This is a genomic window from Paraburkholderia sp. AV2 (assembly GCF_054968425.1).
In genome coordinates, this window is record NZ_JBANLK010000003.1 from 102,365 (window position 1) to 121,955 (window position 19,591).

A 19,591-nucleotide genomic window follows, 5' to 3' on the forward strand; every position below is an offset into this window, starting at 1 on the left:
GCTCAGCCGGCGAAGATTCTTGAAAGAAGGTGCCGCAGTTGTTCCCGCTCGGCCCCGGAGAGCCGATGAACCGCGGCTTCATCGGCTTTCTGCGCGGCCTTCAAGGCTTGCGTGTGGAGTTTGATGCCTTGCGGCGTGAGCGAGACCAGCTGGATGCGTTTGTCGTCCGTGCTGCGCTGTCGCGTGAGCAGCCCGTTCGACTCCAGCCGGTCCAGCAACGTCGCCAGATTGGGCGGCGCGATGGCCAGGGCTTCGGCCAGTGCCTTCTGGTTCGTTCCCGGGTTGTGCCGCAGCATCGACAGGACCGCAAAATCGGCCTGCCGCAAGTCGAGTTTCTCTATCTGGGCGTCGAAATGTGTCTGGACTACGAGATAGGCTCGCCGAACGTTGTATCCGAGAAGACCCAGCAGCTCCGACTGATCGACCAGACCGGAGGCTTCGTCATTGATGTTATGGGTAGCGGGCTTGGTCGGCATGTCAGGAGAGCAAAGCGGTAAGGCGGTTCCGGGAAATCATAGCATGTGACGATCGATAGCCGTCCTCAAGGCGGCGAGAGGTTTGACGTGGGTTGTGCCGGCGCTGCCGCGCATTCAGCGTTTTCCCCTAAACCGGGATTCTTGCGTTTCCGCGTAAACAACTTATCATATATAACAAATATACAAGATAATTAAAATTCCGAGACCCATCACCAGAAATCGCCAGGAACCGCCAGGAGACAACACATGCATGCTTCGTCGCCCCACGATTCAGGAAGTAACGGGAAACATGATTCGGTATACGAAATAAAAACACTGATTCTGCTGGGGCTGGGCTTCGGCCTGGTCGGGCTGGACCGCTGGATCGTCGCCCCCTTGTTTCCGCACATGATGCGCGACCTGAACCTGAATTTTCAGCAGCTCGGCAGCCTGATCGGTATCCTGAGCGTCGCCTGGGGAGTGTGGGCGATGGCGATGGGGCCGGTGTCCGACCGGATCGGCCGCAAGCGCATTCTAGTGGTCACGATGGTCGCGTTTTCGCTGCTGTCCAGCCTGTCCGGCCTTGCCACCGGCTTCGCGAGCCTGATGCTGATCCGGGCGGTGATGGGGGTGGCGGAAGGGGCATTTACGCCGGCCAGCGTCGCCGCGACCGGCGAGGCCTCGCTGCCGTCCCGGCGCGGGTTCAACCAGGGGTTGCAACTGAGCATGTTCTCGCTGCTGGGTCTCGGGTTTGCGCCGATTCTGGCGACGCAACTGCTGCGCGTCCTGCCGTCCTGGCATTGGGTGTTTACCGTTTCCGCCGTGCCGGGCCTGATCGTCGCGTGGCTGATTGCCCGTACGCTGCGCGACAAGCCGCGCAGCGAGTTGCCCGCTTCACCGGCGACCGCAGGGCGTCCGCGCTGGAGCGCGCTGTTTGGCAGCCGCAACGTGTGGCTTGCGACACTCGCGATACTGTGCGCGATGACAGGCATTTTCGTGGTCAGCGCGATGGTGCCGACCTATCTCGTCGAGGTGCTGCATCTCGATACCCAGGAAATGGGGTTCGTCGTCTCGGCGATCGGCTTTGGCGGTTTCGTGGGCTCGTTCGGTGTGGCCGGCGTGTCGGATTTCATCGGCCGGCGCAATGCCGCACTGATCGCGTTCGCCGGCGCAGCGGCGCTGCTGTATCTGTTCGCCGGTACGGGAGCGGATCCGCAACGGCTGTTCGTGTTGCTGTTCGGCGTTGCGGTGTTCGCGCTGGGTCTGCTCGGCGTCCTGAGCGGTCCGATCGCGACCGAAGCGGCGCCCGCGGGCCTCGTGGCGTCTTCCGTCGGCTTCGTGTCGGGCGCCGGAGAAATCTTCGGCGGCGGCCTGGCGCCTGCGGTAGCCGGCTTCGTCGCCCAGCACTTCGGTCTGGCCTCCACGCTGACTTTCGCGCTCGGCGGCCTGGTCGCCGGCGGCGTCGTCTCGCTGTTCCTCGTCGAGACCTCCCCGCGCCGTCGCGGCGCCGCCGCGTCGCCCGCCTCGATGGGCATCCCCGAGGACATTGCCTGAGGCGTTGCCCGCCGAGTCGCTTCCTCTGCATGCATTGCCCGCCGCGCGGGCAGATTGCCGATACCTGAACCCCTTGTCAGCCCGGCTGGCCGTTGCGCCAGCGGGCGGCGCTCGTCCCGTGCCTTCGTGCTGGCCTGCCAGTCGCGCGCCGGTGACGGCGTCATGTAGCGAAACACCTATTCGATCCTGGAGATAGTCAATGAGAAGTCAAGCCATTTGCGTTGCCGCGAGTCTGTTGTTTGCGTGCCACGCCTATGCACAAAGCAGCGTTACGGTCAGCGGCCTGCTGGATGCCGGTGTGTCTTATGTCAGCAATGAGGCCGGTGGTCACGTCTTCAAGTTCGACGACGGCGTCGCCGTGCCGAACCTGCTGACCTTCAGCGGCAAGGAAGATCTGGGCGGCGGCGTGCATGCGGTCTTCGAACTCACGGACCAGTTCGAGATGGCCACGGGCTCGTTCATGCCGGACGAGAGCCTCTTCAGCCGCACCGCGCTCGTCGGTCTCGACGATGATCGCTGGGGCCGCCTGACGTTCGGCAACCAGTTCGATTTCATGTTCGACTCGCTGTTCCTGGACGACGGCTCCATCTACGCGCTGGGTATCTACGACTTTCCGAATGGACCGTTTGCGAAGCTTGCGCTCCCGGACAACCCCACGGGCGCATTCGACTGGGACCGCATGGCGGGCGTCGCCGTCAGCAACTCGGTGAAGTACCTCAGCTCCAACTTTTACGGCTTTTCCGCAGGGGCGATGTACGGCTTTGGCGGCGTGCCGGGATCGTTTGGTTCGGATAGCTCAATGAGCGCGGGCATCAACTACCTGAACGGCGGGTTCGGGGCAAATGCGGCTTATACCGAAGTGAAAACCGACGTGGGCGGCGTACAGGACAGCGTGCGCAACTGGGGTGTCGGCGCCCGTTATCGCATGGGCTTCGTGACCGCGACGGCGCTCTACACGGCCGTGCGCAACGAGCTGAATGGCGCCGAGGTCTGGCAGACCGAACTGGGCGGCTTGTGGCAGATGGCGCCGCAGTGGGCGTTGAGCGGCGCGTATATGTACATGAAGGGCAACGACGTCGTCGACAACAACCATGCGCATCAACTGACCGCCATGCTGACTTATACGCTCTCGAAGCGAACCAGCGTTTATGTGGCAGGTGTCTATCAACGCACGAACGAGGGTGCGACGGCGCTGATCGACGACGTCATGGTTGCGTCGAGCAGCGCATCGCAATTCGTCGGCCGGATTGGCATGCAGACGCGTTTCTGAACGACAGGACAAAAAAATTCGCATTGCCAGGGAAATTATTTTTTACAGATCGAAATTTCGACGACAGGAGACAGTCCATGCGGAGCGCACCCTTCAATCCACTCCGTTTAGCGCCCGACGTGCGCGAGTTGCTGGCGGCAATTGCCGCCAGCGGCGCGCCGCCCCTCGAATCGCTGCCTCTCGCGCAGCGCCGTCTGGCCTACCAGCAGATCGGCGCCGGACTGGGCGGCGAATCCTTGCCGCTGCGAGAAGTCCGCGAGCTGCAGGCGGAAGGACCGGCGGGGCCGATCCCGTTACGCTTGTACCTGCCGGATCAGACGGGGGCCGGGCCGCATGGCGTAACCGTTTATCTGCACGGTGGCGGCTGGACCCTGGGTGATCTGGACAGCCACGACAAGATTTGCCGGCGCCTCGTCCACGCGGCCGGCTGCGCGGTGGTCGGTGTCGGGTATCGCCTGGCGCCGGAACATCCCGCGCCGGCCGGACCGGAAGACGTACTGGCGGCGATTCGCTGGGTGGCGAACCATGCGCAGGCGCTTGGGCTCGACCCTGCGCGGATTGCCGTGGCCGGCGACAGTGCGGGAGGCAGCATGGCGGCGGTGGCGTGCCAGCGACTGCGCGGCGAGGTGCTCCTGCGGGCGCAGGTGATGTTTTACCCGTCCACGGATTTGTCACCGGCGGCGCAAGACTTTCCTTCGCGGTTTGAGAACGGGTCGGTACCGCCGCTGACACTGGAATTGATGCAGGTGCTATCCAGTCCGTTCGCCGACGGATTCGATACCTGTGACACGCGGTTGTCGCCGTTGCGGGAGCCGGATCTGCACGATTTGCCGCCGGCGCTCATCGTCACGGCGGAATGCGACGTGTTGCGCGACGACGGCCGGCTCTATTGCGACGCATTGCGGGCGGCCGGCGTTCGGGTGAATTACATCGAAGTGCCTGGCATGGTGCACGGCTTCGTCGAGATGGCGGGTGTGCTGCCCGCCGCGATCGAGGTGATCGAAGGAGCCGGAGCGTATCTGAACCGGATCCTCGCGAGCTGATATGAGAAGCACTGCTTATGTTATGAGGTCGTAGTGCAACATCTTCGGCGAGCTGTCGGTCGTTCGTACGGTTCCTGGCATCACATCGTAGCGGACTATCTTGCTGCAACAGAGTCTCCGGGAGGATATCATCCGTGTCGACAGGACGGATGAGGAGCTATCGTGCAAAAGGGCGTCAGTCGATACCTCGCTGCTGCCATCATTTCGGCAACCCTGTGCCTGGCTCTTGCTGGCCCGGCGACCGCAGCGAAGGTATCTCCCGAACCGGTTATCCCCGCCGGCGATCTGTGCGGGCACGTGCAGAGCCGCGACGTATATGCGCTGATTGCGTCCCCCGGCGACGGTATCTTCTCGGTCGATTCGAGCAATGTCGAAGCCGGCAAGCTCACCTGTGTCTGGTCCGCCCTGAAAGCCGGTGCGTCGGACGGCTCGGCACCCGATGCGGCGCTTACGCTCGATCTCTATCATTTTGCGAGCGTGGCACGGGCTCGGACCGAGTTGCGCGGCTTCGGCATCGCTGCGCACGCACCCCATGCCCAAACCGGTAATGCCGACGACGAAGTCATCCAACTCTCGCCCGGTGCGATGGCGGCACGCCATGGCCTGGAAATTGCTGTCGCCCGCGCGACGGTGCCGCAGTCCCTTGTGCGGGATCCGGACTGGAATGCGCGGTTCGAAGCGTTGACGCTGGCCGGTGCCGGCGCGCGATTGCTGGCGCCGCCGGAACCGCCAGGGGCCGTCGCCTCAACTCCGTCACCGGCCATTGCAGCCAATGCCTGGCGTCCCCCGGAGCGCCACCTTCCGGCAAACAGTGCGATCTTCGTGCCGGTCGTGCACGTGATGTGGCAACTCACGCACTGGCGTTTCGAATTCGTGCCGGTCGCCATCGTGGTTTCGATCCTCATAGGCGTCGTCGCGATCCGCCTGCGTCGTCTTGCGATCCTGTGGCTGGTGCCCCTCATCTTCGGCTACGCGATTCTGAACGTGATCTTTGGCCCGGATTGGGGGGTGGCGCTCATTTATCGCTTCGGCAATCAGGCGCCGGCGACCGTCACCGGGACATTCCCGACCAACGACATCTACAACGATCAGGCGGTCGTCGGCTATCACGTTCTGATTCGACCCGCAGACGGCGCCGTCGTCGAGGGCAGTTTCCGGAGCGATGACTTCAACGTCTATCCACCGCACAACGCCACGCGCTATCCCGATAGCGGCGACGTCTTCTCGGTCCGATATCTGCGCGGCTATCCGGCTGATTTCGTGATCGTCAGCGACGACGGGAGCCCATGGAGCAACCGGCTGCGTTGCGAAGCACTCGCCGTTGCGGCTGACCAGGCCGACCAGAAAGCCGGCTTTGCGCCGGATAATCCGCCTTTCCGGCAGGCGGCGCAAGCCGCCCACGCAGCGTTGCAATCGGCAGGATGTCAGGTGGACGACAGTACGAACTGAGGCAGACCGGTTTTGAAAAAGGAGCCGCGTTTGCGATCTCGGGCTCCATCTGCGTCGTCGTGACTCGCTTCGCCCTGGCGCCGTTGAGAGATTCTTCAACAGTACCCGTTCGCGGTGCGACGACCCGGTCGGGCCGACCGTTTGATGCGGCCAACGCCGCAGCCGCATTCCAACAAGCTAACGCAGGAGAAACCGAAAGAAGTCCATCAGAAGCATAACGACTCCCCCGATCAGGAGCAGCGCGGACAACGCATGGCCTTGATAGATACGGCTGCTCTGCCACCGGCGCAATAATCCCGGTGCCGGTTGTGGCTGGTCCTCTCGCCTCGTCCAGCCACTATCGCACCTGAAGGCATCGGGCAGCGTGTCGAGCAATTCGGCTGGTCCCTCGATGTCCCAGCTCAGAACGCAGCAGCCACATCCTTTCTGCTCCGAAACGAAAAACAGGCGATCGGCCGCAGCTTCAAGCCACGCTTCGGCCTCCGTAACGTCAGCCGGATTGTCTACCTCGACGAGAATAGTCTCGCGTCGGTAAATCGGCTCAGGACGATCGTCGATCGCGGATCCGTTGTCCATACACTCGCTTTTGCTTTCAAGTGTCCGGGTAGCGGAATGGCAGACGGTTGCCTGCCGGCCCATCAGCCCTCCCGCCATGTCGAGACTTCAAAACCGGTGCGCTCGCACACTGCGCTCCGCTACGATTATAGGCACCAGTGAGAAGTCGGGCGGAGGTTGCCAGAGTGGTCTTTCGCGCTTGCCACCCACCAGGATGACTGCGGGCGGGATTCGCGGGAACGACCGAAAGTCAGCAGCCCCAGACGTCATTTTATTAAGGCTTTTTAGTGACAGTGTGGGGTTATATCCGTTACCGACGGATTCGACTGCGTTAATCTCAAGTGTGTAGAATGATTCCCCGGAGCATCCGCCCGCAATGTCATTTTGCTGGCCGGCAATGTAATCGACGATGCTTCAATACGGTTGTAGCCTGCACTCTATCAAGGACCACTGGAAGAGGAGCACAACATGTTCGGCATTGGTAAGAAAATCCAGGACGCAATAAAGAAAGCGGAGACAGACCCCGTAGGTGCGATAGAAGATCACAAGAAGTCTCTGAACTCCGGATTAACAGGCCTCGTGACAAAGACTTTTATGGGCAAAGGATTTGTCGACAAAATGAACGATGTCATGGATATGGGCCAGAAGGCCATGGCGGGACACCAGGAGCGACTGAAACTGATTCAGACCGGACTGGATGGGACTGCCGATATCCTCTCCGTGCAGGATACCGGGGCCACGGTCAACGATAATCCCGTAGTCCTGATTCATATGACCGTCAGTCCTGCGAACGGCACGCCTTACGATGTCAACATCCAGACTTTGGTCTCCCGCATTGCCGTGCCGCGGGTTGGCGATAAGGTAAAGATCAAGTATGCCCCCGAGGATCCCCAGCACGTAGCCATTCTGTAGTGGGCTGTAGCGGGCCGGCATGGGTTGGTTTGGAAGGCGAAAGCAGATTGAAATATCGGATCCGAAATCCGGCACGACTACCAGGTTTCGTTCGAGAAAATTCCCGCATTTTCCATTCTGGCCTTGATACTGAGGAGCCTGTCGATATCCATGAATCGCGCCACGCCGGTCTGGTCACGGTAGGGAAGGTCCATGGCCTGAGCGACGGCATTCGCGCGAGGCACAACATCGTCCGACGCTTTGTATTTTCGCCGGGTCTCGAATCGCGTTGGCGGCGCCAGACGATGGCCGTTCCAACGCCACCGGCTGACGATATAGGGATGGGCCTCTGCCTCGGATTCCGCACCTGGGTCGGCTGCCCAGACCACGATTCCCGCGCCAGGCGCCGTTATGAATGGCCCGAGATAAAACCCGTCTTTGCCGGTGGTCTCGATTGTCTGGATCGGTCCTTGAACACGGCCGTTGTGCAATAGAAAAAGACGGTGGACATAGTTCGTTCCATCACCCGCCATTTGCATCGTCACGAACTGAAGGATCGGTGCTTGACCCAACTTGTCGATCTCGAACCGGGATTCGAGGCCATTCGCCTTCTCGTTCAGCAGCACGTGGCATTGGTCGTCGAATACCACCAGACGGGACCCATCGTCGTTCAAGGTGGTAAGAGAGGCTGCGACCACCTCCAGCCGGTGCCCGTCCTGATCTATCCAGGCCGATTGCGTGACCACGACATCATGAGGTATCGGGCATGCTGCAGCGGGCAGAATGCCCCCCAGGGCGCTGACGAAGAGGGCCGCCACGCCACGAAGAATTCTCGCGGCAATGCGCTGTGCCCTTGGATGAGGGGCATGACTGATATCCCGATGAGGCATTGATTGGCTGTTTTCCCTCTTGCCGATGTTGTCTTGGCCTGTTCCTGCAGATCTGTTAGACCGCCATCCTGAGGCCAGGCAGCCGGATAGATTTTGGCAAAAGCATATCGGATAGCTACTACGTTCTCCGAAGGTAACGCGGTGCTGCAAACAGCATGGATACTACCCTCATACCTGGAAATTCGCTCACCACTGCTACGCCGGAAGAAGGGCGGAAACTGGCAATCAGGATGGTCCGATTGATCATAAAGACGACGCAACCGGACGATACCGTTCGGGCACGCCCGCCGGGTACGTGCTAACCAACGCGTCGCTCCATAAATGAGCGGGCCAACCGCGCAATTTCGTCTGCCGCTTCGTCTAGTGCGAAATGGCCGCCTTCCACTTCATGGACCTCCGCATCGGGCACATCGCGTGCGTAGGCGTGAGCCGCGGCTACCTCGAAGGAGGGGTCGTAGCGTCCCCAGACTACCAGCGTCGCGGGCTTGTGCTGACGAAGCCATGCCTGCCACTTCGGATAGGACGCGACATTGGTCTGGTAGTCATAGAAAAGATCCGTCTGAATTTCTTGCTGACCGGGCCTCGCCAGGAAGGCGAGTTCGTCTGTCCATAGGTCCGGGTCGTAGCGCTCCGGATTCGGACTCTTTCCGACGTGCCGCAGCCGTGTGGCATTGAACGAGAAGAAATTCGCCCGCAGCGCTGCTTCATGAGTGGCACGATCCCGCCAGAAGGCCCGTCGCGTGTCCCATAACGGACCGAGTCCTTCCTCGTGCGCCACCGCATTCTGAACGATCAACGCTCCGATCCGATCGGGGAGCGCCTCGGCAACACGGAACCCGACCGGCCCCCCATAGTCCTGAACGAACAAGGCATAGCGTCGGAGTCCAAATTGTTCGATAAAACTCACGATCACTTCGGCGAGGTGATCGAACGTGTAGTGGAACTGCTTCGGATCCGGCGCGCCGGAATGCCCGAACCCCGGCAGATCCGGCGCGATGAGCCGGTATCGATCCGACAGGCGTTGGATCAGCGGTTCGTACATGCGCGAAGACGAGGGAAAGCCGTGCAGCAGCAGGATGACCGGCGCGTCGCGAGGTCCTGCGTCGCGGTAGAAAACGGGCAGACCGTTGACATCGGCCGTGCTGTAGGTCGTTGGCACGCGGAGTGGGGTGTTGGCGTGTGGGGTCATGAGTTAACTCCCGGGTGGAGATTTCATTCGTAAGGGGGCCGCGATTGCTTCACGGGAAATGAAATAAATCGTGAGTCATCCAAGGCAGCGAGCACGCCATCTTTTTCCGTCCGGTGCCATGCGTAGTTCACTGAAAACGATTATATCCATCACCAATCATCACTTGATGCGATCTATTGGCCGTCCTATCGTCCAGATCAGAGGAAGGCCGCGCGACCCCGGTCGTCGACATGACCTGGGGCGGAATTCAAGAAGATTTTCGTGGACGGAGACAATCGAATGGAGACGACCGAACTCTCGGCGGTTCGAGACACCCGCGTTATTTGCGGCGCTGGTCCAGCGACGCAGGCGATTTGTGGTTGGGCCGACGGCCGCAATCCTGATTCCCTGCTACGCCGTTATTCTCGTCGCCGCGTTTGCGCCTGATTGGCTGGCCGGCAGATTTCCGGGCTGCGAGGCGGTGAGTATCGGCTGGCCAGTCGGCGTGGGGCCGATTATTGGCACAGGGCTGTCGACGGGCCTGTCCGTTCGCCGGGCCAACGCTGGTGATGACCTGGTGGGCCGCCAACCGAACCCGGTCGATGAGTGACTTCTATACGGCATGCCGATGACCATTGCCTTCGTCTTTCGCTGGTCGGGCCCGGTGACGGATAACGGCGAAGAGGCCGCGCGCGAGCGCAACCAGTTTGACGATCGGCAGGGTGCCGTGCTACTTACACAAAGGAACGACGTATGCAGCTAAGAGATAACGGCCTGAAATTTTCGCCGGTCACCATCGTTATGCACTGGGCCGTGGTGATACTTCTACTTTCGATCATGGGTCTGGGCGTTGTGCTATCGCAGTCCGGCGATGATGCGCAAAAGCAGGGGTATCTGCACTTGCAGAACCTGCTGGGTGCGATGCTCTTCTTTATCTCGGTCTATCGGTTTTGGGCGCGGATCACCTCGTATCATCCGTTGCCTCTTGGTGCTCCCAATCCCGTTGAAGTGATCGCGAGCCGGTCAGTCGCGGCGGCGCTTGCGCTGGCCATGGTGTTGCTGCCGCTCGCCGCGTGGCTGACGAAGTGTGCTGCCGGAGAAACAATCGGTCTGCCCGGTGGCTGGGCGATTCCTGCACCGTTCGGACCGAGTGCAGAGGCGCATCGTATTTTCGGAGTCCTGTTCAAGATTGGTGCGACGGCATTCCTGGCAGGTCTTGCGCTGCATATCTTTGGCGCACTCAAAAATCATCTCGTCCTGAAGAACGACGCTCTCAAACGGATGCTGGGCAAACAAGTGGAGCTTTGACACCATGAACCGCTACGAAACGAATTACCCTGGGAACGCGCTCGCCCGGCTGTGTGGTGTGCGCTATCCCATCTTCCTCGCGGGCATGGCCGCGATCTCCGGTCCGAAGCTGGTTGCCGCGGTGGGCGAGGCGGGAGGGATGGGTACGCTTGGCGGGTTGCGACTTGCTCCGCTCGCGTTGCGCAAGTGGATCAGGGAGACCCGCGCGCTGACGGACCACCCGTTCGGTGTGAATCTGGTTCCTTCCTTCGGCGGTCCCGAGGTCTTCGAGGCCCAGTTTCAGGTGCTTCTGCAGGAAAGGCCCAGAATGCTGTCGCTCTTTTACGCCGAGGATTACAGCGCCGATATGATTCCGCGCGCGAAGGACGCCGGCATGATTGTCATGGTACAGGTGGGCACGGTCGCCTTGGCGCGACAGGCGCTCGAGCGAGGGGCGGACATCATCGTTGCACAAGGCAGCGAATGCGGCGGGCACCTCAACCGCGGTACCATCGGACTGCTGTCGTTGCTTCCGGCACTATGCGATGTTGCTCGGGACCGGCCCGTGCTGGCGGCGGGAGGCATCACGACTCGCGACGATGTGCGCGTCGCGATGGAGCTGGGCGCCTCGGGCGTGCTGGTGGGTACGGCTTTCGTCGCCAGTGAGGAGTCCAATGCACATCCGCTGTACAAACAGAAGATCGTGGATGCAACGGTGGACGATACGGAATACCGAACGGGCTACTCGTTCGGCTGGAAATATGGCACACCGCATCGCGTGATTCCCAACCGCGACCGCTGGAACCTTCTACGGTTCATTGGCGGAGGTGCCCGCATCATCGACAAGCCGCGCATGGCGCAAAAGCTCTCGCTGTATGCCGGACAAGGTGTGGGGAAGATTCATCGCGTCACGCCGGCGGGGGAACGGATTGCGGAGCTGGTAGCTGGGCTTCCCGAGCACGCGGTCGCCCAGGAAGCCGGGGAGATCGAACGCGCAGGTAGCCGGGGGAGCCCTTGCACGTCGCAGTCGGTTGAACCTTTGACCCACGAGATACGATGTGTTCCGGCGCCTTGTTACGCGCAAACTCTTATTTAAAGCCCGACAGGTCAGTCATTCGACTCCACAAGCGAGTGACGCACTTCTGCAAAGGAGGACTTCGGTGATATTGGACTCCCAGTCATCTCGCTGCCGATTCGGCCTGGCTGATCGCGAACCACATCGATAAACGCGCTGAGTGCCGGCGTGGTCAGCGTATCGGCACGGCGAATGAATACGGTCTTGACGTTGGAGAAGGCTTCCGGCAACCGATGAAAGCGTATCGCGTGTCGTGTGCCGTAACTCTCGGCGATACATTCAGGCAACAGGGTGACGCCCATTCCGGCGGATACGCACGACAGGATGCCATCGAGCGTGCCCAGTTCCATGACCTGACCTGGCACCAGACCCACCTCGTGAAACCAGTGCTCAAGCGTGGACCGGTAGAAACAGCCGGTACGAAAAACGAGGACGGTCTGCTGCGGCATCGTCTGGATCAGCGCGTCAAGTGAATCGAAATCGCTGCTGCTCACCAGAACCAGCTCTTCCTGAAAAATCTCGTCCTGCAGCAACGCCGAATTCTGGTGCAGCCCTCCGACAAGGGCACCATCGAGACGGTGGTTTTCAACGGCCTTGATCAACTCCACGGTTGTGCCCGTGACAAGGGATAGTTGGACCTGAGGGTATTTTTCCCGGTATCGGGTCAGCACCTGAGGCAGCCGTGTCGCCGCAGTCGTCTCCATCGAACCGAGGCGTAGATGCCCGCCAGGCGTTGCCGTATCAAGCAGCGCATTGCGGCTCTCGTCGGCGAGTTGCAGTATCCGCCGCGCGTAGCCGAGAAAGGTCTGTCCTGCCGAGGTGAGAACGACGCCAGTCTTTTGCCGGATGAAAAGTTGCTGGCCCAACTCGGATTCGAGTTCTTTCACCCGCATGGTGATGTTCGACTGGACGGTATGCACTTTGTCCGAGGCGGCCGTGAAGCTGCCATATTCGGCTACCGCGCAGAAAATCTTCAAATGACGTAATTCCATGGCTGCACCCTTTCATCATCAAGAGTGATGGTCAACATCGCTCACAATCGCTTTACGGGGTCGAGGCGGCACGGCACAGTAGCGCAAATACGTAGCGGGACATAATTTGGCGATGCTGACGATTTCAAACATTGAGCAACTCTTCGCAGGTGGTCTGGAAAACCTGGAGCCGGAAGGTCAGCTCACCGGTATCTATAAACGCCGCGTTCCTGGGGTTGTACGGGTCGGGAAGCTGGGTATTGTGGGGGACGAACACGGAGATCCCCGGGTGCACGGTGGGCCAGAAAAGGCCGTGCATCAGTACGCCGCAGAGAACTACGGGCGGCTGGCGGAAGCGTTTCCGCAATGCGTGGACCTGTTTGTCCCGGGCAGCCTCGGCGAGAATATTTCCTCCCGGCACATGACCGAGCGGAGCGTCCACGTCGGAGACGTATTTCGGTTCGGCACCGCGGTCCTGCAGGTGTCGCAGCCGCGCAGCCCGTGCTGGAAGATTAATCACCGTTTCGGCGTGGAACGGATGTCGATGTTTGTCGCTCAGGCGAGGATTACGGGTTGGTATTACCGGGTGCTGCAGCCGGGGAAAATGCAGGAGGGCGACGAGATATGGCTCCTCGAACGGCAGACTCAGCGGTTTTCCATTGAGCAGTTCTGGCAGGTTCAGATGTCGCACCGTCCGTCCATCGACGATCTTGCCGAGCTGGCCGTCGTCCCCGGGCTTGCGCCGGAGTGGCGGCAACGGCTGGAGCACAGAGCGAAGTGGCTGCGTGCTCAGGCCGGCGGTCAAGCCTGAAGAAGTCAGGGTGGGGGCTGGCGCGGCGATGACGCTCATGCTCAAACTCTTTTCATCTGGTTCAGCAAGTTCCGGAAAGCCGGGACGTCATAGCCCGAACGCCAGATCAGGCACGTGTCGACGTGCCCTGCAGGCAATCTCTTGAGGTCTTTCGGAACCCTGGCCAGCTCCAGCACACTTTTGGGTAGCAGGGTGACACATGCGCCCGCTGCAACGCAGGCAATCATGGCGTGATAGGAGCCCAATTCCTGCACTTTCCAGTCCGGGGAATCCGGAATGCCGAGCAGTTCTTCGGCAATGGCGCGGTACGTGCATCCCTGTGCGAATGCCGCCAGTGAACGCGTCCTGAGAGCCCGGGCGCTGCGTGCGCGAGATTCGCTGGTCGGCGCGAGCAACAGCAATTCTTCATGCCATGCTTTTTCAGCAATCAGTTCCAGGTCGTCTAGTAAGGAATCCTCCGTAGCGGGCGGTAACGCAAGGAATGCGCAATCCAGCCTGCCGGTGCGAACCTGCTCGAGCAGCAACCTTGATGGCCCCGTGCTGACTTCAAGCTGCGTGTCCGGGTAGCGGCCATGATAGGCAGCAAGCACGGTGGGGAGCCGGCTGGCGGCGGTGCTTTCCATGCACCCCATACGCAATATACCGCCGTCCAGGCCGCCCGTGACGACATGCCGTGCCTCTTCCTCCAGTGCCAGCATCCGTTGTGCGTAGTCGAGGAAGCGCTCGCCAGCAGTCGACAGGCTGAGCCGCTTACCGGTGCGCACGAACAGTTCCACACCCACATCCGCTTCCAGTTGCTGAATTCGCGTGGTTACGTTGGATTGAACCCTGCCCAGACGGCTTGCCGCACGCGTGATGCTCAATTCGGCTGCCACCGTGCAGAAGATATTGAGCGACTCTCGATCCATGTGATTCTCAAAAAATGAATGATAGAATAAGTTTATTCTCAGTTAGGGAATTTGTCATCGTTGCTGTTCAACCCCCCTGCAGAACAGGAGTCAGGAGTCGCCATGAGCTCGCTACATCCTTTCCTCAAAAGACTCGGCATCGAGTTTCCCATCATCCAGGCACCAATGGCGGGCGTCGCTACGCCACAGCTCGCGGCGGCAGTCTCGAACGCCGGTGGACTGGGTTCCCTTGGTATCGGTGCGAGTACGGCGGATCAGGCCCGCAAGATGATCGAAGAAGCGCGTAGTCTCACGCGTGAGCCTTTCAATGTGAACGTGTTTTGCCATCTGCCAGCCCAACGTAACGCGGAGCGGGAAGCAGCGTGGCTACGGCATCTGGCGCCGTTATTTGCCGAGGCGGGTATTGCGCCTCCAGCGGTGCTCGATGAGATCTACCGCACATTTCTTGAGGATGCCGCGGTATTCGAGTTGCTGATCGACCTGCGCCCGGCTGTCGTCAGCTTCCACTTCGGGCTGCCTTCCGCAGACGCTATCCGCGCGTTGCGCGAAGCAGGCATCATGACCTTGGCCAGTGCCACCAGTCTGCGCGAGGCAGCACTGGTCGAGCAGGCTGGCGTAGACGCCGTGGTGGCACAGGGGATAGAGGCGGGCGGTCACCGCGGCGTGTTCGACCCGGAGGCGGTGGACGAACGGCTGAGCACGGCGGTGCTGGTACGGTTGCTGGTGGAGCGGACGAAACTTCCCGTGATTGCGGCGGGGGGCATCATGGACGGCCAGGGGATCCGGGCCGCACTGGACCTCGGTGCCGCTGCCGCGCAACTCGGTACGGCCTTTATCTTGTGCCCGGAATCGGCGGCCAATGCGAGCTACCGCACGAACCTGAAGAGCGAACGCGCCGCAACGACGCGGTTGACTTCGGTGCTGTCAGGGCGTCCGGCACGCGGAATGGTTAATCGCCTGATCGCCTTCGGGGAATCGCCGGAAAGCCCGGCGCCGGCACCTTATCCCGTTGCCTACGACGCCGCCAAGCAATTGAATGCGGCTGCGGCCAAGCTTGGCAACCATGAGTTCGCAGCGCAATGGGCGGGCCAGGGGGCTCCGCTAGTGCGCGAATTGCCTGCCGCGCAACTGGTCCAGACGCTCGTAGCGGAATTGCGAAGCTGATGGATGGTTGAACATAGTCGTTCGTACAACTACTGAGTTGAATGCAGATATGTCTGGAACGGCAGGGGCACCCGATGAGTTACGGCCGGGCATGGCGGTGAGGTTAGCCCAAATTCCGTTCCAGGCTCAGTTGGAAATTTCCGGCCCACACGCCTCGCGGTGCTACCCCCCTCAAGATAGTGCGTCTACCAATTTCGCTACCTGGGCTTGAGGGGCGCCATTGTATCGACCGATCGAATTTTTGTGAATACTTCGCGAGCGGGATTCGAGCCGGCTCACCCACGCCTTGCAAATGCCACGTGCAAAGCGTGTCTGGACGAACCGGCGGCAGCGCGTTCAGCTCAGCTTGAGCGTCATCACGCCGAGGAAAATCAGGAGCGCGGCGGCGGAACGCCCGTAGTTGCGCGGCTCCTTCAGGACAAAGACCGAAATCGCCGCGCCGAACAGGATGGCCGTCTCGCGCAGCGCCGCTACCATGGCGATGGGTGCGCGAGTCATCGCCCAGAGGATCAGCGTATAAGCGCCCAGCGTGCAGGCGCCGCCCACCAGGGCAAGGTGCCCGCGAACGCGCAGATAACCTCGCATGGCGTCGCGCCGACGCAGGGCAGTCCACGCGAGTATCGGCAGCGCGGTGATCGCGAACATCCACGTCGTGTAAGCGGCGGGATTGCCCGAGATGCGCACACCGGTTCCATCGACGAGTGTATAAGACATGATCGCGATGGCATTCAGTAGAGCGAACTGGGTGCTTCGCGTGTTGACGCCGCTGGCGGGGCTGGCGAGCAGAAGGCCGAGTATGCCGCCGCATATCAGAAGAATGCCGCTCCATTCGCCGGCGGTAAGCTGCTCGCCGATGATCGGGCCGCTGGCCAGCGCGACGAGCAACGGCGGCGTGCCGCGCATGAGCGGGTAGGCGTGCCCCATGTCGCCGCTGCGATACGCCGCGCCGATCAACACGAAATAGACGATATGAATTGCGACGGAGGCCGCGATGTACGGCCAGCTATCGCTATGCGGCAACGGAAGAAACGGCAGGGCGATGCCGCTGATGAGGGCGGCGCTGCCGGTCACGAAGACGATATCGAGGAATTTGTCGGGACTGGATTTCACGAGGGCATTCCAGCCCGCATGAAGGAATGCGGCCAGCAGCACGATTGCCATGACGGCGGTGGACATGAATGGACTCCAACGTTTGCAGTCAGGATATCCACCTTGTTCCGGCGCGGCAAACCAGATAAATTGGGCGCTCGAATTAGATAAACTATCGTGAATAAAACCCAGATGAGGCGGGGAATGAAGAGGGTATTGCCACCACTCAACGCGCTGCGCGCGTTCGAGGCAGCGGGCCGGCTGGGCAGCTTCAAGGAAGCCGCCGCGGAACTGCACGTGACGCAAGGCGCCGTGAGCCAGCACGTGCGCCTGCTCGAATACTGGCTCGGCGCACCGCTGTTCGAACGGCATCACCGGCGGGTGACGCTGACTCCTTCAGCCAGGGGATATCTCGAAGAAGTCGGCCCGCTGTTCGGGCAGCTCGCCGATGCGACGGCGAGATACGGATCGCCGGCGGTCGTTACCCGTACGCTCACGGTGAACGCGGTAGCGACTTTCGCGCTGCGCTGGCTGGTTCCGCGACTCGCGATGTTCCTCGCCGACCATCCCGGCGTGGATGTCCGGGTGGAGACATCGAGCGAATCGGTGGAGAGTCTGAACGACACGTGGGATGTCGTCATCCGTGGCGGACCGGACACGTTCTATGGCTATTCGACGCGGCCTTTCCTGCACGAGGAGCGGATTCCGGTTTGCAGTCCTGTTCTGTTGAAGCGGATTCCGATTCGTAGAGCGAACGATCTGCATCGCCATACCTTGCTGCATACGGAGAGTCTGCCGCGGTTATGGCCGGAATGGCTCGCAAAGGCGGGCCATCCCGCATTTGTGCCCGCTTCGAATCTGACCTTCGATCACTTCTATCTAACCGTGCAGGCCGCTATCGACGGCGTAGGCGTCGCGATGGGCCCGACGGCGCTCATCGTGAACGAGCTGGCCACAGGCAGGCTCGTGACGCCGTTCGCGGGACCTCGCCTGCCGTCGCGGAGCTACTTCATGTATGTTCCGGAAGGCAGGGCCGAAGACGAACTGGTTCAGCACTTCTGTTCGTGGCTCGAGCGCGAGGGCGCCCGCCCGACGCCGCTCGCGCAAGTGCCACTGCGGCCTCGACGAACCAGCAGGTCGCGGTAAGTTCACCGGCGCACGGAAGGCGCCGGAGGACCAGTCCGTGCGCCTTTACAGCCCTGCCGCGTTCTTCACGGCGCACTGCGATTCGACGTTCTCGCCGTCGCTGAACTTGAAGGTCACGGGGACCGTCGAGCCGATCGTGAGCGGCTTCTTCGCGTGTTCGAACATCACGTGGTAGCCGCCCGGCGCGAAGGCGAGCGTGCCGTTGGCCGGCACGGTGGCCTTGTCGATCATGACCATCTTCGAGGTGCTGCCGCTGCTTTGCGTCTGATGTAGCATGGCCATGCCGAACGCCTCGGTGCTGATGCCCACGAGATCGACGGGCTTGCCGCTCATGTTCATGAGCTTGAAGTAGCCGCCGGAAGGCGTGTCGCCGGGCATCGAGCGGATCCAGCAGTCGGACACCATCACCGCTCCCGACGACGCGGCGAACGAGGACAGCGAGGCGACGGCGAGCGGCAAGGCGAGGGCGATGTGGCGAAGGGTGCGGCTCATGGAATGTTCTCCTGTTCCATACGAAAACGAATAGGGGGCGCCGGCAGTCGATTCGACGCGCTGCGCCGAACGCAATGTAGAAAGCGCAATGCGCTGCGCCGCGGCGACAATGCCGTGCGCTGCTTGCAGACCGGATCAGGGGTGGGGCGGAGGGGCGCGCGGTCGCGCCGAAGGGAACGGACCGACTGGGACGTGCCGCAACGAAAGCGCCATGACGGCGGGTGCGCCGGGCACGAACAGCGCGGGGAGTGCCGCCGGCATGGGCGGCATGGCGGCGTGATCGGCGAGCAGATTGCAATATCCGCATGCCGCGAAGCCATTGCCATGATCGTGTAGCGCGCTGCTTGCGGGCGGCTGCGCGGCCGAACACAGCACGCCTTCCGCGACTGTGTCGCGATGGGCCGCGACGACGAGCTGACTCACGAGCGGCGCGAGCACGATGAGCCACATGGCGACGAGGCCAGGCCATGCGATCAGGTGCTTGCGGGCGTGAACGAACATGTCGGGGATCGAAAGTTTGCGCGCCAGTCTATCACCGGCGCGCGACAGGCGTCACAGGCGGTCGGACTTACTGCAGGCGGCGCGTGTACGCGTCGGGGCGCACGCTGCGAGACGTTTTGCTGCACGCAGGGAAATCGGCGGACAGAAGCGCTACGGTATCCGGCCCCGCAATCGCACGTTTGTCACGCGCGTGGGACACAATCTCGGGAAGGCGCGCATAAAAAACTTCTAGTTGCCGCGCATCCGACGCTTTGCGCTCGAGGCCGAACACTTCCTCCAATACGCGCCGGGGCAGATGGAAGCGTTGAAGTCCGTGGAGAATACGGGCCTGAAACACAACACCGTCGCTGTTGTGCGGCACCGCCGCCCAGATAAGCGATTGGATATTCATGAAACCCCCGCGAATCCCGGCATTCCATTCCGATGCCATGTTTTTATCGTCGCATATCTTGTTCAGACACCGCTATTTTTCAAAATTATGTCGAATGCCGATTCGACATATTTACAACGCCCGTCATGTTGCAATGCAGCGAGATTCGTCTAGACTGGGTAGAGACGTTCGTGCCGATGCGAACACAGTCGTGCCATGACGGGAGGATGCGCCATGACGACAGCACAGATTGCGGAGTTTCACGCCGACCCGGTTTTGCATGTATTCGAACAGGACGGCGGCTGGCATTGGGGCATTACCGTTCCGCGAGCTTTGGGGAGCGGCTTCAAGGTGATTGCGTACAGCGAAAGGGCCTTTTCGAAGGAGGCTGCGGCACGCGACGACGGCAGCCAGGTGCTGGTCAGCCTCGCGCATGCCAGTCATGTCATGCTGTCCGCTTCGCTGCGTGACGGAGGTGCGCGATGATACCCAGCGAGTGCGC

Annotated in this window: 23 protein-coding genes; 13 read left to right on the forward strand and 10 right to left on the reverse strand. The window is 61.3% G+C overall.

Features of this window, described 5'->3' with window-relative positions:
• Positions 1 to 2: 2 nt before the first annotated feature.
• The gene (locus V8683_RS03380; RefSeq protein ID WP_411192438.1) at positions 3 to 476 is read right to left on the reverse strand and encodes a MarR family winged helix-turn-helix transcriptional regulator; all 474 of its coding nucleotides are present in this window, start codon (positions 474 to 476) and stop codon (positions 3 to 5) included.
• Positions 477 to 722: 246 nt separating this feature from the next.
• Here V8683_RS03380 and V8683_RS03385 point away from each other — a divergent pair, with 246 nt between their 5' ends.
• The 4 genes from V8683_RS03385 (at position 723) to V8683_RS03400 (ending at position 5,771) form a co-directional block, all read left to right on the forward strand.
• Complete coding sequence (locus V8683_RS03385) at positions 723 to 2,009, forward strand: MFS transporter (protein WP_411192439.1); 1,287 nt, start codon at positions 723 to 725, stop codon at positions 2,007 to 2,009.
• 199 nt (positions 2,010 to 2,208) lie between these two features.
• On the forward strand, positions 2,209 to 3,279 hold the full coding sequence (locus V8683_RS03390; protein WP_411192440.1) for a porin: 1,071 nt from the start codon (positions 2,209 to 2,211) through the stop codon (positions 3,277 to 3,279).
• A 77-nt stretch (positions 3,280 to 3,356) separates the two neighbouring features.
• The gene (locus V8683_RS03395) at positions 3,357 to 4,322 is read left to right on the forward strand and encodes an alpha/beta hydrolase (protein ID WP_411192441.1); all 966 of its coding nucleotides are present in this window, start codon (positions 3,357 to 3,359) and stop codon (positions 4,320 to 4,322) included.
• A 162-nt stretch (positions 4,323 to 4,484) separates the two neighbouring features.
• Positions 4,485 to 5,771, forward strand: coding sequence for a type 1 periplasmic-binding domain-containing protein (locus V8683_RS03400; protein WP_411192442.1), 1,287 nt, complete (start codon positions 4,485 to 4,487; stop codon positions 5,769 to 5,771).
• Between the two features lie 177 nt (positions 5,772 to 5,948).
• Here V8683_RS03400 and V8683_RS03405 read toward each other — a convergent pair whose 3' ends face one another.
• Positions 5,949 to 6,347 carry a hypothetical protein gene (locus tag V8683_RS03405; RefSeq protein ID WP_411192443.1) on the reverse strand — a complete coding sequence of 133 codons (399 nt, stop codon included), beginning with the start codon at positions 6,345 to 6,347 and terminating at the stop codon, positions 5,949 to 5,951.
• A 447-nt stretch (positions 6,348 to 6,794) separates the two neighbouring features.
• On the opposite strand from V8683_RS03405, the gene V8683_RS03410 reads away from it, so the two are divergent.
• The gene (locus tag V8683_RS03410; RefSeq protein WP_411192444.1) at positions 6,795 to 7,238 is read left to right on the forward strand and encodes a hypothetical protein; all 444 of its coding nucleotides are present in this window, start codon (positions 6,795 to 6,797) and stop codon (positions 7,236 to 7,238) included.
• Between the two features lie 77 nt (positions 7,239 to 7,315).
• On the opposite strand, the gene V8683_RS03415 is transcribed toward V8683_RS03410, so the two are convergent.
• Positions 7,316 to 8,035: a hypothetical protein gene (locus V8683_RS03415; protein WP_411192445.1), complete on the reverse strand. Its 720-nt coding sequence runs from the start codon at positions 8,033 to 8,035 to the stop codon at positions 7,316 to 7,318.
• 227 nt (positions 8,036 to 8,262) lie between these two features.
• Here V8683_RS03415 and V8683_RS03420 point away from each other — a divergent pair, with 227 nt between their 5' ends.
• Complete coding sequence (locus V8683_RS03420; RefSeq protein WP_411192446.1) at positions 8,263 to 8,409, forward strand: hexameric tyrosine-coordinated heme protein; 147 nt, start codon at positions 8,263 to 8,265, stop codon at positions 8,407 to 8,409.
• Here the strand turns inward: V8683_RS03420 and V8683_RS03425 are convergent.
• A complete protein-coding gene (locus V8683_RS03425) occupies positions 8,406 to 9,296 on the reverse strand; it encodes an alpha/beta fold hydrolase (protein ID WP_411192447.1) in 891 nt (296 codons plus the stop codon). The genes V8683_RS03420 and V8683_RS03425 overlap by 4 nt on opposite strands.
• A gap of 166 nt (positions 9,297 to 9,462) precedes the next feature.
• Between V8683_RS03425 and V8683_RS03430 the strand changes: the two genes are divergently transcribed.
• The 3 genes from V8683_RS03430 to V8683_RS03440 all read left to right on the forward strand — a co-directional run bounded on the left by V8683_RS03430 (position 9,463) and on the right by V8683_RS03440 (position 11,658).
• On the forward strand, positions 9,463 to 9,885 hold the full coding sequence (locus V8683_RS03430; RefSeq protein ID WP_411192552.1) for a DUF485 domain-containing protein: 423 nt from the start codon (positions 9,463 to 9,465) through the stop codon (positions 9,883 to 9,885).
• A gap of 143 nt (positions 9,886 to 10,028) precedes the next feature.
• Positions 10,029 to 10,583, forward strand: a complete 555-nt coding sequence (locus V8683_RS03435; RefSeq protein WP_411192448.1) for a cytochrome b — start codon at positions 10,029 to 10,031, stop codon at positions 10,581 to 10,583.
• 4 nt (positions 10,584 to 10,587) lie between these two features.
• A complete protein-coding gene (locus V8683_RS03440) occupies positions 10,588 to 11,658 on the forward strand; it encodes an NAD(P)H-dependent flavin oxidoreductase (protein ID WP_411192449.1) in 1,071 nt (356 codons plus the stop codon).
• Positions 11,659 to 11,669: 11 nt separating this feature from the next.
• Here V8683_RS03440 and V8683_RS03445 read toward each other — a convergent pair whose 3' ends face one another.
• Positions 11,670 to 12,629, reverse strand: coding sequence for a LysR family transcriptional regulator (locus V8683_RS03445; RefSeq protein ID WP_411192450.1), 960 nt, complete (start codon positions 12,627 to 12,629; stop codon positions 11,670 to 11,672).
• 112 nt (positions 12,630 to 12,741) lie between these two features.
• On the opposite strand from V8683_RS03445, the gene V8683_RS03450 reads away from it, so the two are divergent.
• Positions 12,742 to 13,419: an MOSC domain-containing protein gene (locus tag V8683_RS03450; protein ID WP_411192451.1), complete on the forward strand. Its 678-nt coding sequence runs from the start codon at positions 12,742 to 12,744 to the stop codon at positions 13,417 to 13,419.
• A gap of 41 nt (positions 13,420 to 13,460) precedes the next feature.
• On the opposite strand, the gene V8683_RS03455 is transcribed toward V8683_RS03450, so the two are convergent.
• Positions 13,461 to 14,327, reverse strand: coding sequence for a LysR substrate-binding domain-containing protein (locus V8683_RS03455; protein ID WP_411192452.1), 867 nt, complete (start codon positions 14,325 to 14,327; stop codon positions 13,461 to 13,463).
• 102 nt (positions 14,328 to 14,429) lie between these two features.
• Between V8683_RS03455 and V8683_RS03460 the strand changes: the two genes are divergently transcribed.
• Positions 14,430 to 15,491, forward strand: a complete 1,062-nt coding sequence (locus V8683_RS03460) for an NAD(P)H-dependent flavin oxidoreductase (protein WP_411192453.1) — start codon at positions 14,430 to 14,432, stop codon at positions 15,489 to 15,491.
• Positions 15,492 to 15,827: 336 nt separating this feature from the next.
• Here the strand turns inward: V8683_RS03460 and V8683_RS03465 are convergent, their stop codons facing one another.
• On the reverse strand, positions 15,828 to 16,667 hold the full coding sequence (locus V8683_RS03465; RefSeq protein WP_411192454.1) for an EamA family transporter: 840 nt from the start codon (positions 16,665 to 16,667) through the stop codon (positions 15,828 to 15,830).
• Positions 16,668 to 16,784: 117 nt separating this feature from the next.
• Here V8683_RS03465 and gcvA point away from each other — a divergent pair, with 117 nt between their 5' ends.
• Complete coding sequence (gcvA, locus tag V8683_RS03470) at positions 16,785 to 17,726, forward strand: transcriptional regulator GcvA (RefSeq protein WP_411192455.1); 942 nt, start codon at positions 16,785 to 16,787, stop codon at positions 17,724 to 17,726.
• A gap of 45 nt (positions 17,727 to 17,771) precedes the next feature.
• Here the strand turns inward: gcvA and V8683_RS03475 are convergent, their stop codons facing one another.
• The 3 genes from V8683_RS03475 to V8683_RS03485 form a co-directional block, all read right to left on the reverse strand.
• A complete protein-coding gene (locus V8683_RS03475) occupies positions 17,772 to 18,218 on the reverse strand; it encodes a copper chaperone PCu(A)C (RefSeq protein WP_411192456.1) in 447 nt (148 codons plus the stop codon).
• Positions 18,219 to 18,353: 135 nt separating this feature from the next.
• Positions 18,354 to 18,719, reverse strand: a complete 366-nt coding sequence (locus tag V8683_RS03480) for a DUF2946 domain-containing protein (RefSeq protein WP_411192457.1) — start codon at positions 18,717 to 18,719, stop codon at positions 18,354 to 18,356.
• A 67-nt stretch (positions 18,720 to 18,786) separates the two neighbouring features.
• Positions 18,787 to 19,110, reverse strand: coding sequence for a hypothetical protein (locus V8683_RS03485; RefSeq protein WP_411192554.1), 324 nt, complete (start codon positions 19,108 to 19,110; stop codon positions 18,787 to 18,789).
• 213 nt (positions 19,111 to 19,323) lie between these two features.
• Between V8683_RS03485 and V8683_RS03490 the strand changes: the two genes are divergently transcribed.
• The gene (locus tag V8683_RS03490) at positions 19,324 to 19,575 is read left to right on the forward strand and encodes a hypothetical protein (protein ID WP_411192458.1); all 252 of its coding nucleotides are present in this window, start codon (positions 19,324 to 19,326) and stop codon (positions 19,573 to 19,575) included.
• Positions 19,576 to 19,591: the final 16 nt, after the last annotated feature.